This is a genomic window from Thermoactinomyces intermedius (genome assembly GCF_013912365.1).
In the GTDB taxonomy this organism is placed as follows: Bacteria; Bacillota; Bacilli; order Thermoactinomycetales; family Thermoactinomycetaceae; genus Thermoactinomyces; species Thermoactinomyces intermedius.
In genome coordinates, this window is the sequence record NZ_JACETT010000019.1 from 44,291 (window position 1) to 58,615 (window position 14,325).

Here is a 14,325-nt window from a genome sequence, read left to right on the forward strand (position 1 = left end):
TCAATTGTAAACCTGGCTTAAAAACTGCCGGGTCCTTTCTTCTTTCGGAGATTCGAAAATTTGTTCCGGCGGCCCCGACTCCACAATCACCCCTTGATCTAGGAACATCACCTGATCAGCTACTTCACGGGCAAATCCCATTTCATGGGTGACAATCACCATCGTCATCCCGTCTTGTGCCAGTTCTTTCATCACGGTCAACACTTCCCCCACCAATTCGGGATCCAGGGCGGAAGTCGGTTCATCAAAAAGCATGACTTTCGGCTGCATCGCCAAGGCCCGCGCAATCGCCACCCGCTGCTTTTGTCCGCCGGATAAAGCATAAGGATAGACATGGGCCTTTTCGCGCAGCCCGACTTTATCCAACATTTTCAGTCCTAAATGCCGTGCCTCTTCTTTAGGGATTTTTTTCACATGAACCGGGGCCTCCATCAGATTCTGAAGAACCGTCAGATGCGGGAACAGATGAAAATGCTGAAAAACCATACCGACTTCTTGGCGAATCCGGTTCAGATTCTTTTTTTCCGGCTGCATTTTTTTGCCCTGCAACCAAATTTCGCCGCCGTCCGGTTTCTCCAAAAAATTCAGACAACGAAGCAATGTGCTCTTTCCCGAACCACTGGCCCCGATGAAGACAACCACCTCGCTTTCTTCCACTTTAAAATTGACATCCTTCAACACCTGCACCCCTTCAAACGACTTGTGCAACTTTTTCACCTGAATCAAGCGCGGACACTCCTTTGTTCCACATCCAAATGCTTTTCCACCCACTGCAGCAGAAAGGTAAAAATCAAAACCAACGCCAAATAATAAAACCCGTTAACCAAATACGTCTCAAACTGCTTAAAATTATCCGCCGCCGCTCCCAACGCCGTGGCCCACAACTCGGTTCCGCCGATATAAGCCACCAGGGAAGAATCTTTCAATCCGATGATAAACTGATTCCCCAAGGAAGGAATGGAACGGCGAAAAGCCTGCGGCAAAATGATGAGGCGCATGGCCATCGGATAGGTCATGCCAAGGGAACGGGCCGCTTCCATCTGGCCTTTGTCGATGGATTGAATCGCCCCACGGAAAATTTCCGCAATATAAGCTCCGGCATGGATGGCCAGCGCATATACCCCGGCCGTGAACGAATCCAACACCACCAGTTGCGCCAAACCGAAGTAAATGGCAAAAATCTGCACAATCAGCGGCGTCCCGCGAATCACCGTGATATAAACCGTTGCAATTCCGTTTAAAACGGCATTGCGGGAAATTTTGAAAAACGCAAACACCAATCCAATCGCCGTTCCCAAAAGCAAGGACCAAAACGTTAACTGAACGGTTTGCCAAGCGGCTTTGGTAAAGCCGGCAAACGTCATTTGGAAAATTTCCATGATCTCCATGTTTCTGTTGAAAGTCACCCCTTGATCTCTTTTTTATTCATTTTCCAGAAGATTCCGATTAAAATACTTGTGACTGATCCGGTCATACGTCCCGTCCCGGATGATCTTTTCAAGTGCCTGATTTAACTTTTGCCGCAATTCTTTATCCCCTTTGTGCACGGCAATGGCCATCTCGTCTTGCGTCAGCGGCTCACCGACATCTTTGATCGGGAAATTCATCCGGTTCATCGCAAACAATCCGACGGCCTGATCGGTAATGACGGCATCCAGCCGCCCGGTCGGCAAATCCTGCAAAGCGGTGATATCGCTGGTGTATTCCACAAGATCGGAACTGTAGCCGGACGCCACCTCTTTAAAAGTGGACGCCTTCATCACCCCGATGGTTTTGCCTTTCAAATCATCCGCCGATCGAATGGACGTGTTCTCTGCGGACACAAAAATCTGCGCGCCCGAACGGTAATAAGGGATCGTAAAATCAACGGCTTGTTTTCGCTTCTCGGTAATCCCCATGCTGCCGATGATGGCATCATATTTTCTCATTTGCAAACCGGCGATGATGGTTTCCCAAGGCGTGGCGACCGGATTGGCTTTCAAGCCCATTTCTTTGGCCAATGCTTTGCCGATCTCCACATCAAATCCGGTCAATTCCCCTCCCCGCCGGGTGTCATGATAATTAAACGGTTTATACAGACCGCTCATTGCAAAAGTAAACGTTCCTTCTTCCAGAGTGAACCGGCCTGCGGGGCGGTCCGGCACACATGCGGTTACAAACAGAAAACAAAAAAACATGCCCAAAACAGAAAACCAACGGAAACGAATCACTAAAACCTCCTTTTTTCAATACAACAAATAAAAAATCCAAACCTTGTTCCCGATATGCGTTATGTATTTCCCGTTTAATTGCATTTTTAAACCATAAAACTTTATATATATAAGGTAAGATTTCATAAAATCCAATAAAAAAGCCACCCACAGGGTGGCTGCAAGTTTCCGGGAACGGTTCAAGAGGATTCAATCAAACTGCTTGTATCCACTTTCCATATTCCCTGTTCATTTTTCACCATTTGAAACCGGCTGGCATCTTCGCCCATCAGCGGATATTCCACGTAACCCGTATGGTCATCGACTTGGACAAACTTCACTTTTGTCACCCCGGTCAACACCCGTTTCATGCTGTTCACCTTTTGCATCAGTTTCTGGTGGTCCCCGGGCTTTCTATTGACCGACAACAATTCCTCCATCTCTTCATCATGGTTCAAAACGGCATGGAGATACAGCTTGGCCGCAACAATGGGATCAATCTGTTTCAAATCTTCCACCGGTTTGCTCTGATACTGTTCATAAATCTTTTGTTCATCTTCCCGGAGTTCAAGCAGGTGGGTTTCCTCCAACATCACCACTTTCTTTTCGTTTCCAACCACCGTGCCCGTTCCCATTTCCGGCTGATCCCCGCATCCTGCCAACAACACGCCACAAACGCCACAGAACACACAAAAAATGGCCAAACGAAAATTGACACGAAGCATGTCCGTTTCCTCCCGTCCCAAAAAAATCCCCCGGTTTCACAACCAGAGGACCTCTCTGTTCTTGTTGCAAAGAATTAAAGACCTCGAAAATCGGTGTAAATCCGATAGGCCCGGCGGATCTCTTCTTTCATCCATTCCGGATATTCTCCCTCGTCCAGTTCGTCCAGATGAACCCAACGGTAAAGGTCGTGCTCTGCACTTAACATCAGATCTCCCACGGGTTGGTCACAGGCAAATTTAATAATGATCAAATGCTTTTCTTCCTGGATCTCATCGTATATATAGGCCGGTGCCACCACTTTCACTTCCAAACCGGTTTCTTCCTTCACTTCCCGGGCCAACGCATCCATGATCGGTTCACACGGCTCCAAACCGCCTCCCGGAAAGTCCCAACCGTGAGTATCTTTGGCCAGGCGTTCTTCCAGCGACTTGCGCAAAATGAGCACTTGGCCTTCATGAAAAAGAATCGCTTTTGCCACGATTTTGTAAGGTTTTGTCATAAAAATCCCCGCCTACTTCAAACGGAAAAAGGTTGAGGAAGCTGTGGCAATCATCTTTTCCCGCTCATCAAACACTTTGGTTTCCAAAATAATGGTCGTTTTTCCCTTTTTGATCACTTGCGTTTCGGAAGTCAGCCAGCCTTCCTGGCCCGGTGCCAAAAAATGAACGTTCAAGTCCAGGGTCACGACCCGGGCATCTTTTCCTTCCATTTGGAAAATGGTGGATCCCATGGCCGTGTCAATAAATGTGGCGGTAATACCGCCATGCAAAATTTTGTAGCGGTTTTTCAATTCATCCGTGATACACATGCGGTGAATGTACGCATTTTTCTGTTCATCGTAGCCCATGGCTTGAAAGTTCATGACTTCCTCAATATATGCCAGCGGGCTGACCCTTGTGCGTTTCAAGGCTTGAACCAGTTTATGTATGGTTTCAATTTCACCGGGATTTAAATCCTGCAATTCTTGGTATAAAGTTTCTAACGTCATCGTTGCTCCTCGGTTCATTTCTTGATTTCTTCTATTATCTTAACGAAACCACCCGCAGGACGCAAGAAGCCCCGCCTGTTTCAGACGGGGCAATTTTGTTACCATCCGCCCGATACGGAAATGGTTTCTCCGGTCACCGCCCCGGCCAAATCCGAAGCGAGATAAACCGCACAAGCAGCCACTTCTTCCGGACGGATAAATCGTTTGACGGACTGTTTGTTCAACAAATGTTTCATCAAGGCCTCCTGTTTGGTGATCCCTTCTTCCGCGGCCAATTTCGCCAGTTGATTTTGCACCAGCGGGGTATCCACCGCACCGGGCATGATCGCATTGGCGGTAATGCCGTAATCGGCGGCTTCCAACGCAACCGTTTTGGTCAGGCCCACCAATCCGTGTTTGGCTGAAATATAGGCCGCTTTAAAGGGGGAAGCGGTTTTCCCGTGTACGGACGAAATATTGATAATCCGCCCGTACTTCTGTTTTTTCATCACCGGCAACACATGCTTGATCAACAAAAACGGCCCGGTCAACATCACATCCAGCAAATGGTTCCACTTTTCGAGCGGGAAATGCTCCACCGGATCAATATGTTGCAAGCCGGCATTATTGACAATCACATCAATGCGGCCCCGTTCATCCATAAGCCGCTTGGTATTTTCCATGATTTGCTCTTCGCTGGTCACATCCACCGCATAACCTTTGGCCGATCCGGCCGTTTCATTTTGGATGTGTTCCGCCACCGATTCCGCCGCTTCTTTCTTTACATCCCAGACCGCCACAAAGTCTCTTTCCCCGGCAAACGCCCGGGCAATGGCCTGCCCGATCGTTCCGGCAGCACCTGTAACAATCACCGTTCTTTCCGCCATCTGATATCCTCCTCTTGAAAAATGTTTAAACCATCCCCGTCGCGATGGTCAACAAAATCAAACACGGAACAACCAACGTCTTGATCACCGTGATCGCAAAAATGTCCGGATACGCTTCCCGGTGCGTCAATCCGCAGATCGCCAGAAGGGTGATGACCGCCCCGTTATGGGGCAACGTGTCCATGCCGCCGGCCGACATGGAAGCGATCCGGTGCAACACCTCAGGATCCAGCCCGATGCTTACGGCCAGCTCCAGATACTTTTGCCCCATGATGTCGAGGGCAATGCTCATGCCGCCGGATGCGGATCCGGTGATGCCGGCCAAAATGTTGATGGACAATGCCTCGGAAAAAAGGGGATTCACATCCATCGACAACAGGGCACGGGTAATCGATTGAAACCCCGGCAAGCCGGCAATCACATTTCCAAACCCCACTTCCGAGGCCGTATTCATGATCGCCAAAAGCGATCCGGACACCCCGGCCGTCAGGGATTGCCGGAAGTCCGGCTTTTTAAAACCCCACGCTTTCCCGGCTCTTTTTTGCGTCACCCAGGTAATCAGGATTCCCGCCAAAATCCCGAGGGTCAATGAAAGAACCAGCGCCCAGACCCCCAGAACCTGATCCACCTCAATTCCTCCGTATGCTTCCAAGACCTTTTCTGAATACCAATCCGGCAAGATCAGGTAAGTAAACGCGCCGTTTCCGGCCAACACCAAAAGAAGCGGGAGCAAAAGAGCCAAAAATCCGGCAATTGGGACTCGTCGCGGGGTGGACCGGATTCGTTGACCGACGAAGTCAAATTCTCTTTATCATTTTGAATCAGCCGTCTTTTGCGAAAGTTCAACCACGCGATTCCCGCCAGAAAAATGATCAAGCTGCCCAATGTGCCGAGAACGGGCGCGGCAAACGCATCCGTTTTCAATTCCCGGACGTTTCCGGGCCAGTCATAATTCAACAGGCATCCCATGGCTTCCGGCGTGATCCGGTTTGTGTAAATCCCCAGCTCCGCCGATAATTCCTTGAGCAGGATCTGTGCCAGTTCCGGGATATCTTCTTTCCACTTGCGCAACGGGGGAATTTGCAAGGAAATCACATGGAGCCTGTAAAATAAATCCAACCGGAACCGCTTTTCCATGACCATCTCCTCCAAATCCCGGTTGCTGGCCGCCAACACCCGGACATTGACCGGAACCGGATGAGCCGCTCCCACCGGCTCCACCTCTTTTTCCTGTAACACGCGCAACAGTTTTGTCTGCATGGTGAGAGGAAGCTCCCCGATTTCATCCAAAAAAATCGTGCCTCCCTCCGCGAGGAGAAACTTTCCCTTTCTGCCTCCCGGGGAAGCCCCGGTAAACGCCCCCTCTTCATACCCGAACAAAATCGACTCCATCAAGCTTTCCGGAATGGCGGCACAATTGACTTTAATAAACGGCTTTTTCCGTCTCGGGCTTTCATAGTGGATGGCATGGGCAAACATTTCTTTTCCGGTTCCGCTTTCGCCCCCGATGAAAACCGTGGAATCACTTCAAGCCACTTTCCGCGCCATTTCCTTCACCCGGAGCATGGCTTCGCTTTTTCCCGCAATGTCATCAAAACGGTATCGAATTCCCAATTTTTTGAAATATTCTCCCCTGTAATAGTCCAATTCTTTGCTCAACTGCATGACCCGGCGGGACAAGGCGTGCAATTCATTCACATCTTGAAACAAAACTTTGCCAACTGCAGATACCACCCGGTTGTTTTTGCGGATGGGAATGCGATGAACCAACATGTCTCCGCCGCGGATCCGTTGGACTTGCGCCAGCTCCGGCCGGCCGGTGCGGACGACAATTGTGCATCCGTGTGTTTTCAATCACTTCGGTCACATGCCGCCCGATGACTTCCCGGGCATCCACTTGCAAAAATTTGGCATATGTGTCATTCAGCATGACGATGTTCCCGTCGGAATCCACCAGAACAATCCCCTCATAAGCGCTCTCAAAAGCCGCTTCCATCAGCTGCTGCCTTTCCCGCAACCGGAAAAGCTCCTTTCTGAGCTCTTGAACATCGTTGCATTCTGCTTCCACAGCCGGACAACCTCCATTACGGATAATCTCATTGAAGATGCGGCACTTCATTATAACTTTCCACCGTCCACCGGCCGTTTTGGCGATAAATCAGCCGGGTCAAGCTGGTATTTTTCAATTTTTCTCTTCGCGGACCGTATTCCCCGCCGGTAACCAGATGCAAAAACATATGGATGCACAAACCATGGGCCACAATGGCAATTTGCCCTCCAAAATGTTTCCTGGCCAATTCCTCGCATTTTTCCAAAAACCGTTTTTGCATGGCTTTTATGGTTTCCACACCGTATTTTCCCCCGTTTAAAGACACTTCTTTCCAGTCGGGATATTTCCGTTTCACTTCCTCATCCATCAACCCTTCCCACTCACCAAAATTTCTTTCCCTGAATTCCGGAAAAACCGTGACCGGCAACCGGTGCGGTTTGGCCACCAGTTGTGCCGTCTCTTTGGCGCGGGACAGGTCACTGGCATAAATGGCACTGAACGTTTCGTTCTTCAGATAGCCGGCCAGCTTGGCTGCCTGATCCCTGCCCAAATCACTCAACGGGACATCCCGTTGCCCTTGCTTGCGAAATTCCCGGTTCCACAAGGTTTCCCCGTGACGAATCAAAAGAATTTTGGTCTCCATCGCTCTTCCTCCCGTCGAATCAGTGCCCAATCCCTCTTCATTCCATGCCCCGGCCGCGGGGTGCGGGGTTCAGGGCCGGAACGCACGGGCATCAAAACGGCGGACCATATTTTCTTCTGCCCGGTCCCCTTTCAGCACAACCGCAAAAGCCCAGTCGGAATGATTTTCATTCAAAGGCACCAAATAAGGATAAATTTCATTTTCTTTGATTCCCTTTAAATCTTTCCGGAAAATCGTCCAACGCCGCCCCTTTTCATTCTCAACCGTCAAATACAAATCATCATCCTGCTTATAGGCACGTGCATACCATCCGGCTTCTTTCTGCAGGATATACCGGTTGCCGGTTACTAACAAAACCGGTTTCACCGGCTTGTTGATCCGGTATCCCTTGTCGATCGTTTCCTGTACGATTTCCAGATATTCCACCATCTCATCGCCGTCTTTGGAATGCATTTTGCTTTCCAGCTTGCTTTTTTCCGGCAAATAAAGGGTTTGGACACACCGGCCGCTGTCCAAATGGTAAAAATCCATCCGGAACACTTGTTTTTCCTTTATGTAACTCAAGACGGACAAATACCGGCCATCATCACTTCCGCCGTAAATATAGGGCTGATTTTGCAAGTAAGTTTGCACACCCGTATCCAAAAGCAAATCTTTGATTTTTGGAACCTCTTGATACAATTTTTCATCAAAACCCCAGCGATCCGTGGAGTCTTGTTGCATTCCGAAGAAAAACCCCTGGCAAGCCACACAGGCAAAAGCCGTGAAAACCATCAAGAGCGGAAAGATTCTTTTTGACACATCAACACCCCGAACCAGTCCGAAAAATCATCCATCCTTGTTCCCATTGTATGGCAAAATCAAACGGACAGACCACCGGCCCCATGCCAGCCAAGCGTCGCTTTGACTAGCACGGAACCGGCTTTAATCTTAGCATATTAAATGTTTTTATTTATATCAACAAAATCCGGGCCGGAAGGGCGCCCCTTCACCGGCCCGGAAAAACGGCTCTTTCTTGTTACACGATGCTGACTTGTCTGGAGGAAACGACAATCGGCCGGGGCACCCCTTGAACGCAAGCAACCAAGGTGGCGTCTCCCCATCGGTTCACATCGGCGACATAAACGTAGGTGGGATAACGGAATACATCACGAACCACCACACGGATCACCTGACCGACATATTGGCGCAACGTTTGCGGAGCCACGAAAGGCTGTTGTTGCGGGGGTTGCTGCTGACCGGGGCGACCCGGCCTGCCCGGGGGTTCAGGACGTCTTTGCTCGATATACCCTTCCGTTCCCATCCATCCATACGGATAATAATACATCCATCCTTCTCCCTTCCATTAAAGATCTATTTTCTATCTATTCCAATCCTTACCGCTTCGTTTATGTATACACCCAGCAGGGAAAAACCGGGCGTCCACAAGCAGGAAACCCTTTGTTTTCCCGCTCGTCAATCGTTATAATAGAAAGGAATTTTAAATGGAGGATCAGAGAGAACCATGCGACTGAGAAGAAATCCAGAAGCACCGAAAATTCTATCCAATCACCCGATGGTTTTCCGGGTCACGGATGAAAACAAAAATGAGTGGCAAGGCAAGTGGCGTTCGCGCTTTCCACATCCCGACAATCCCCTTTACGTGGAACTCGGGACCGGAAAAGGCCAATTTTTAGCCAAAGCTTCCACCCGATATCCCGATATCAACTGGATCGGTGTCGAAAAAATTCAGGAGCCTTTGTTAAAAGCCGTCCGCAAAGGAGAAGAAACCGAAAACCAAAACCTTCATTACATCTGGATGGATGTGGAATGGTTAAACGAAGTCTTCGGCGATGGGGAGATCAACCGCCTGTATCTTCACTTCAGCGATCCATGGCCGAAAAAACGGCATGCCAAAAGGCGCCTGACACACCATCGTTTTTTGGAACGTTACCGGAAAGTGTTGGCACCCGGCGGTGACTTGATTTTAAAAACCGACAGTGTCAGCCTGTTCGATTTTTCATTGGAGGAATTTGCCGAACACAGATGGGAAACAATCGAAATGACGCGGGATCTGCACAACAGCCCCTTTCAGGCGGACAACATCACCACCGAATACGAAGAAAAATTTCTCTCCCGCGGCCTGCCGATCCACTACGTCCGTGTCAAACCCGTCTGATCGTCCCGTTCCTCCATTTTCCCTTCTGTTATTGACTTTTGCATGGAACCGGCTATAATAATTCCTTGTATGGCTCAAAGTTCCTGAAAAAGGGTTTTGAGGATAGCAAGCAAACGATAGGTGAAGGGATCACCCTCACTGATTCGCCTCACCGGGAACCGGTGGGTATCCGGCTTTTCGCCGCTATCCGGAAAGTGCGGGTAATTCGCGAATCAGCACCCTGTCATTTGCGAAAAACCAGCAAATGATGAAAGGAGCCAAAAAGTATGGCACGTTACACAGGACCTACTTGGAAATTAAGCCGTCGTCTGGGAATTTCTCTTTCCGGAACCGGAAAAGAGTTGGCAAAACGCCCGTACGCTCCCGGACAACACGGCCCGAACCAACGCAGAAAACTTTCCGAATACGGAATGCAATTGCAGGAAAAACAAAAACTCCGTTTGATGTACGGCGTTAATGAAAAGCAATTCCGTAACCTGTTCAAACGCGCAGGGAAAATGAAAGGGGTCCACGGGGAAAACTTCATGAAGCTGTTGGAATCCCGTTTGGACAACCTCGTGTATCGTCTCGGACTTGCCCGTACCCGTGCACAAGCACGCCAATTGGTGGTACACGGCCACATCCTGGTTAACGGGAAAAAAGTGGACCGTCCTTCTTACCAAGTCAAACCGGGCGATGTCATCGGCGTACGCGAAAAAAGCCGCAACCTGCAAATCATCAAAGAAGCTTTGGAAGAACGTCAATACCTTCCGGAATATCTCACCTTTGATGAAAACAAAATGGAAGGGACCTACACCCGTCTTCCGGAGCGCTCGGAATTGCCGTCTGAGATTAACGAGACCATGATCGTCGAGTTCTACTCCCGTTAATCCGGCAAAAAAGCAGATGCAACGAAGAAAAACCCTGAAAACCTGGATCCAGGTTTTCAGGGTTTTTTGTTTTTTCCTTTTCCAGCTCACTCCAAAATTTCGATATAACCCTCCGTGCCATTCACCCGGATCCTTTGTCCGTCCTTGATCCGCCTGGTTGCATTCTCCACCCCGACCACAGCCGGCAGGCCGTATTCCCGGGCAATGACAGCGCCATGGGTCATCAACCCTCCCACTTCGGTCACCAATCCTTTCACCGGGATAAAAAAGGGAGTCCAACCGGGGTCGGTAAATCTGGTCACCAAAATATCCCCGTCTTCCGGCACCGCGTCCTCCATATTCAAAAGGACACGGGCCCGTCCCTCAACAATACCGGAAGAAACCGGCAGCCCCAAAATTACGTTGTCCGGGAGGTTTTCCCGTCGGTACCGGCCTTGGATGATTTCGCCATCGGAAGTGATCACACGCGGAGGGAACAGTTTTTCATTGAAACGGTATTCTCTCTTTCGTCGGCGGATGATGCGTTCATCCAGCCTGCCGGTGCACACCGCTTCACAAAATTCATCAAAAGTGAGGTAAAAAACTTCTTCTTTATCCCGCAAAATTCCCTTTTGCACAAGCTGTTCCGCTTCTTTCAGCAAAGACTGCTTATAGATAAAGTAACGTTGAATGATACAGTACTTGGGATATTCCCTGAAGCCGGCGAGGCTTCTCAGCCGCCGGATCATCCGCTTGGTTTCCCTTGCTTTTCGCTCGCCATCCGGCAATGCTTTCAACCGTTGCAACAATTCCTTCTCTTTTTTCAATGCTTTTTGCTTCCCTTGCTCAAACTTGCGTCTGCCGGCACCGGGTTCAAAACTTTCAACATAGTGAAGCAGAAGTGGAATCAGTGTGACGGGCTTTTCGCTCCAACGGGTCCGGGTGATATCTATTTCTCCGGGACAACGCATTCCATGCTTTTGAAGAAAAGCATCGATTTTGGCACGGGCTTCTTTGCCGCCCTCCAGCCGGACCATGTCATCCAAAAAAGAATCCTTTTTCACCCGTTGCAAATAATCCACAACTTGCGGATAGGGGCGGATCGCATCGGCCACCTCCAAAAGTTCCATCCCCATTTCCGATGTGATGTTGTTCGGCACCGATTGGGTCAATTGGTCAGCCGCGTGTTTTTCCCCCAGCCACTGTTCCATCTTTTCATTGATCCACATCGCAGCATCCATCGCCGCCTGAATCACATCGATATGGGCAGATAACTCCTTCCTCATCCGCTTCAGATCATGCCGGATGTAATCAAACAACGCCGGCCCGGATTTCGTCCGGATCTCTTGTTTACACTTTTCGACGGATGCCTGAGCCGTTCTCATTCGTTCCAAAACGACAGACGGATCGCTTTCAATGGAGACCGGATCAGGCGGAGACGGCAGCGCTTGGCGTCCCGGTCCGGGATCACGGCCTTTGCTTTCCGGAAATGACCGGATAAAATCCTCAAAATCCTCCCGTTTGATAATGGTCATCAGCGCGTCTTTGATCAGCGGATCGTTTTGTCCGAGGGATTGAAGCAACTGATTTCGGCTTTCAGGCGAAGCCAGCATCGGCGTGACATCGACAAACAACCTTCCTCCCGCTGTCCGCATGGTCGCGGGCGTCGTTAACAAGAAAAAGGACAATCCCAATGGTTTCATGGCATCTGTCATCATCTGTTGATGCCCGACCGACACATAGACGCGTTTTCCCCGGGTTTCCCCCTGCTTTGGAACAGGAAACAAAGTAGTGACGGGGCGGCTCTGAACGATATAAAAGGAACCGTCGGCCAAACACCATTCAATGTCTTGGGGACATCCGAAATGCGCTTCCAACTTCCTGCCGGTTTGTTCCAGCTCCAACACCTGCTTTTCTGAAAGGACGGGACGGTTTTGCTTCTCCGGCGGGATCCCCTTTTTCTCCGTCCCTCCTTCTTTCCTTGCATAAACTGCCGACTTTTTGATGGCAATCCGCTTCTCCGTGATTTTTCCTTCCCGCACTTTGTAGCTGTCGCCGGAAATTTCACCGGATACCAAGGCCTCCCCCAATCCGAAGCACGCATCCACCGCCAGCACCTTGCGGTTGGAAGTGACGGGATCAGCGGTGAACATGACACCGGAGGCATCAGGAAAAACCATCTTTTGAATCACAACAGCCGGCAAAACCTCCCGATGATCCCATCCGTTTTTCATGCGGTAAATCACAGCCCGATCCGTAAACAAGGAAGCCCAGCATTCTTTCACCGACCGGAAAACTTCCCGGGCTCCCATGACATGGAGCCGGGAAGCCAGCTGGCCCGCAAAAGAATGATCAGGCGAATCCTCGGCCGTTGCGCTGGAACGAACAGCATAAGCTTCTTCCCTTCCAAGCTTTTCAAGCTGGCGGTCCACCGCGTTTACCACTTCCCGGGGAAGGGGGGACGCCATGATCACTTTCCGGATTTTCCCGCTGATTTCCCCCGTTTGTTCAAGGTCCTCATCTTTCAGCCGGGTAAGCCGCTCCAACAGCGTATGAAAGGTTTCATTTGATGCCAAGGCCTTTTGAAATGCGGCTGTGGTCACACAAAACCCTTCCGGCACGTGAATACCTTCAATCTTGGACAACTCTCCCAAATGATATCCTTTTCCCCCGACAAGTCTGTGATGCGTTGGTTGGATTTCCTGAAACTCAAGGACATACGGATTCATCTCTTTCCTCCTCCCGACGGCGTCACCGGAAGCGGATGGCCCGTGACATCCGGACTCCATCCAACCTCCCGGACACGATCTCACTGGAACATGATGCACCATTTCCCCCCGAAAAAACAGTCTGATATTCTTTTTTCCGCCGTTGTATAATAGAAGTGGGAGGAAGATGTCCGTCTCAGGGAAGAGGGATCCCTGACGTTTTTGGAACAACATTTCGCCGGCGGTTTGAAATTGTGAATCCATTCCTTTATCTTTTAACCGGTTGTCCCCCTGCTTCCACGGTTTGAATTCTTTTAAATCACGAACAAATATTAAGAATAATCAAAAATTTTTAATCTGCAAACCCGTGACCGCAAGCGGCATTCCCCGCTCCTGTTTGCTTCCGCACGACTTCCCGGCCCCTTTTCTTTTCAAATATTCCGGGCTTTTCACTATTTCAAGGATCCCCGGGCGCCCTCGCAACCGCCCCTCGGAAAACCCGCACCCGTAGCAAAATTCAAGCATAAAATATACCGATTTTAATCATATTTTTGTATTACTTTATACCAATATATATGTTAATCTTTTCTAATTTTTGTTAAAATATATATAAAGGAACCAATCATCCTCTGATTATATCCCCTCTGTTTTTTGCAAGTCTTTTCACCACCTGACCTCATTTTAATTAGGTGAGGTGAATTATGATGGCACCTCCGAAATTTTCGTTGTATTCCCGTGTTTTGGTCTTTAACTTTCACTCACAGCTTTTGCTCGTCAAACACCCGAAACGCGGTTGGGAGATTCCCGGCGGACGGGTGAGAGAAAAAGAATCCATTCGCTTGGCCGCCATTCGCGAAGTGAAGCAAAAAGCGGGGATGAACATCAAACTGATCAAATACTGCGGAGTTTTTCAGGACTTACGTTCACATAAATGCGAATTGTTATTTATCGGCAAACCCATCAGCGGACGGATTGTGGTCGGGGAAGAAGTTGATGACGCCGCTTATTTCCCTGTCGACACGGCCATGAGAATGATCAGCCAACGCATTGTCAAACAACAGATCATGTACTGTCTTCATGAAAAAAGACATCCATTCATCGTCGAATATTAAAAAAACCGGCAGAGCAGGCATCCCCTGCTCTGTCGGT

At 49.5% G+C, this 14,325-nt stretch carries 17 protein-coding genes and 1 pseudogene; 3 read left to right on the forward strand and 15 right to left on the reverse strand.

Going from position 1 to position 14,325, the window contains the following annotated elements:
* From H1R82_RS04925 to H1R82_RS04980, 14 genes and pseudogenes are all read right to left on the reverse strand, one after another.
* On the reverse strand, positions 1-726 hold the full coding sequence (locus H1R82_RS04925) for an amino acid ABC transporter ATP-binding protein (RefSeq protein ID WP_181731114.1): 726 nt from the start codon (positions 724-726) through the stop codon (positions 1-3).
* Entirely contained in the window at positions 723-1,382 is a 660-nt protein-coding gene (locus H1R82_RS04930; RefSeq protein WP_370527006.1) for an amino acid ABC transporter permease, read from the reverse strand. Before H1R82_RS04930 ends, H1R82_RS04925 begins: the two co-directional genes overlap by 4 nt.
* A 39-nt stretch (positions 1,383-1,421) precedes the next feature.
* The gene (locus H1R82_RS04935; protein ID WP_181731230.1) at positions 1,422-2,177 is read right to left on the reverse strand and encodes an ABC transporter substrate-binding protein; all 756 of its coding nucleotides are present in this window, start codon (positions 2,175-2,177) and stop codon (positions 1,422-1,424) included.
* Between the two features lie 212 nt (positions 2,178-2,389).
* A complete protein-coding gene (locus H1R82_RS04940; RefSeq protein WP_181731115.1) occupies positions 2,390-2,914 on the reverse strand; it encodes a hypothetical protein in 525 nt (174 codons plus the stop codon).
* 74 nt (positions 2,915-2,988) lie between these two features.
* Entirely contained in the window at positions 2,989-3,414 is a 426-nt protein-coding gene (locus H1R82_RS04945) for an NUDIX hydrolase (RefSeq protein ID WP_181731116.1), read from the reverse strand.
* A gap of 12 nt (positions 3,415-3,426) precedes the next feature.
* Positions 3,427-3,921, reverse strand: coding sequence for a PaaI family thioesterase (locus tag H1R82_RS04950; protein ID WP_181731117.1), 495 nt, complete (start codon positions 3,919-3,921; stop codon positions 3,427-3,429).
* Between the two features lie 80 nt (positions 3,922-4,001).
* The gene (locus H1R82_RS04955; RefSeq protein ID WP_181731118.1) at positions 4,002-4,769 is read right to left on the reverse strand and encodes a 3-hydroxybutyrate dehydrogenase; all 768 of its coding nucleotides are present in this window, start codon (positions 4,767-4,769) and stop codon (positions 4,002-4,004) included.
* A gap of 25 nt (positions 4,770-4,794) precedes the next feature.
* Entirely contained in the window at positions 4,795-5,511 is a 717-nt protein-coding gene (locus H1R82_RS04960; RefSeq protein ID WP_181821613.1) for a GntP family permease, read from the reverse strand.
* Positions 5,451-6,248: a sigma 54-interacting transcriptional regulator gene (locus H1R82_RS14605; RefSeq protein ID WP_232333812.1), complete on the reverse strand. Its 798-nt coding sequence runs from the start codon at positions 6,246-6,248 to the stop codon at positions 5,451-5,453. Before H1R82_RS14605 ends, H1R82_RS04960 begins: the two co-directional genes overlap by 61 nt.
* A 48-nt stretch (positions 6,249-6,296) precedes the next feature.
* Entirely contained in the window at positions 6,297-6,623 is a 327-nt protein-coding gene (locus H1R82_RS14610) for a hypothetical protein (protein WP_232333869.1), read from the reverse strand.
* A 49-nt stretch (positions 6,624-6,672) separates the two neighbouring features.
* Positions 6,673-6,888 (reverse strand): annotated as a pseudogene (locus H1R82_RS14840) (PAS domain-containing protein); the annotation flags it as partial.
* On the reverse strand, positions 6,866-7,462 hold the full coding sequence (locus tag H1R82_RS04970; RefSeq protein ID WP_181731119.1) for a histidine phosphatase family protein: 597 nt from the start codon (positions 7,460-7,462) through the stop codon (positions 6,866-6,868). The pseudogene H1R82_RS14840 and the gene H1R82_RS04970, both read right to left, overlap by 23 nt.
* 69 nt (positions 7,463-7,531) lie before the next feature.
* Positions 7,532-8,263, reverse strand: coding sequence for a hypothetical protein (locus H1R82_RS04975; RefSeq protein ID WP_181731120.1), 732 nt, complete (start codon positions 8,261-8,263; stop codon positions 7,532-7,534).
* A gap of 217 nt (positions 8,264-8,480) precedes the next feature.
* Positions 8,481-8,789: a hypothetical protein gene (locus H1R82_RS04980; RefSeq protein WP_181731121.1), complete on the reverse strand. Its 309-nt coding sequence runs from the start codon at positions 8,787-8,789 to the stop codon at positions 8,481-8,483.
* 177 nt (positions 8,790-8,966) lie between these two features.
* Between H1R82_RS04980 and trmB the strand changes: the two genes are divergently transcribed.
* Both trmB and rpsD read left to right on the forward strand, forming a co-directional pair.
* Positions 8,967-9,620 (forward strand): tRNA (guanosine(46)-N7)-methyltransferase TrmB, encoded by a 654-nt coding sequence (trmB, locus tag H1R82_RS04985; RefSeq protein ID WP_181731122.1) that lies wholly within the window; start codon positions 8,967-8,969, stop codon positions 9,618-9,620.
* A 266-nt stretch (positions 9,621-9,886) separates the two neighbouring features.
* Positions 9,887-10,489, forward strand: a complete 603-nt coding sequence (rpsD, locus tag H1R82_RS04990; protein ID WP_037995641.1) for a 30S ribosomal protein S4 — start codon at positions 9,887-9,889, stop codon at positions 10,487-10,489.
* 86 nt (positions 10,490-10,575) lie between these two features.
* On the opposite strand, the gene ppsA is transcribed toward rpsD, so the two are convergent.
* On the reverse strand, positions 10,576-13,197 hold the full coding sequence (gene ppsA, locus H1R82_RS04995; RefSeq protein ID WP_181731123.1) for a phosphoenolpyruvate synthase: 2,622 nt from the start codon (positions 13,195-13,197) through the stop codon (positions 10,576-10,578).
* 683 nt (positions 13,198-13,880) lie between these two features.
* On the opposite strand from ppsA, the gene H1R82_RS05000 reads away from it, so the two are divergent.
* A complete protein-coding gene (locus H1R82_RS05000) occupies positions 13,881-14,288 on the forward strand; it encodes an NUDIX hydrolase (protein ID WP_181731124.1) in 408 nt (135 codons plus the stop codon).
* Positions 14,289-14,325 lie beyond the last annotated feature (37 nt).

What these genes read in the sequence shown, in the direction of transcription:
- H1R82_RS04935 (WP_181731230.1), bottom strand. Translation starts at nt 2,177, where the DNA reads ATGTTTTTTTGTTTTCTGTTTGTAACCGCATGTGTGCCGGACCGCCCC.
- H1R82_RS04940 (WP_181731115.1), bottom strand. Translation starts at nt 2,914, where the DNA reads ATGCTTCGTGTCAATTTTCGTTTGGCCATTTTTTGTGTGTTCTGTGGC.
- H1R82_RS04945 (WP_181731116.1), bottom strand. Translation starts at nt 3,414, where the DNA reads ATGACAAAACCTTACAAAATCGTGGCAAAAGCGATTCTTTTTCATGAA.
- H1R82_RS04950 (WP_181731117.1), bottom strand. Translation starts at nt 3,921, where the DNA reads ATGAACCGAGGAGCAACGATGACGTTAGAAACTTTATACCAAGAATTG.
- H1R82_RS04955 (WP_181731118.1), bottom strand. Translation starts at nt 4,769, where the DNA reads ATGGCGGAAAGAACGGTGATTGTTACAGGTGCTGCCGGAACGATCGGG.
- H1R82_RS14605 (WP_232333812.1), bottom strand. Translation starts at nt 6,248, where the DNA reads ATGTTTGCCCATGCCATCCACTATGAAAGCCCGAGACGGAAAAAGCCG.
- H1R82_RS04970 (WP_181731119.1), bottom strand. Translation starts at nt 7,462, where the DNA reads ATGGAGACCAAAATTCTTTTGATTCGTCACGGGGAAACCTTGTGGAAC.
- H1R82_RS04980 (WP_181731121.1), bottom strand. Translation starts at nt 8,789, where the DNA reads ATGTATTATTATCCGTATGGATGGATGGGAACGGAAGGGTATATCGAG.
- trmB (WP_181731122.1), top strand. Translation starts at nt 8,967, where the DNA reads ATGCGACTGAGAAGAAATCCAGAAGCACCGAAAATTCTATCCAATCAC.
- rpsD (WP_037995641.1), top strand. Translation starts at nt 9,887, where the DNA reads ATGGCACGTTACACAGGACCTACTTGGAAATTAAGCCGTCGTCTGGGA.
- ppsA (WP_181731123.1), bottom strand. Translation starts at nt 13,197, where the DNA reads ATGAATCCGTATGTCCTTGAGTTTCAGGAAATCCAACCAACGCATCAC.
- H1R82_RS05000 (WP_181731124.1), top strand. Translation starts at nt 13,881, where the DNA reads ATGGCACCTCCGAAATTTTCGTTGTATTCCCGTGTTTTGGTCTTTAAC.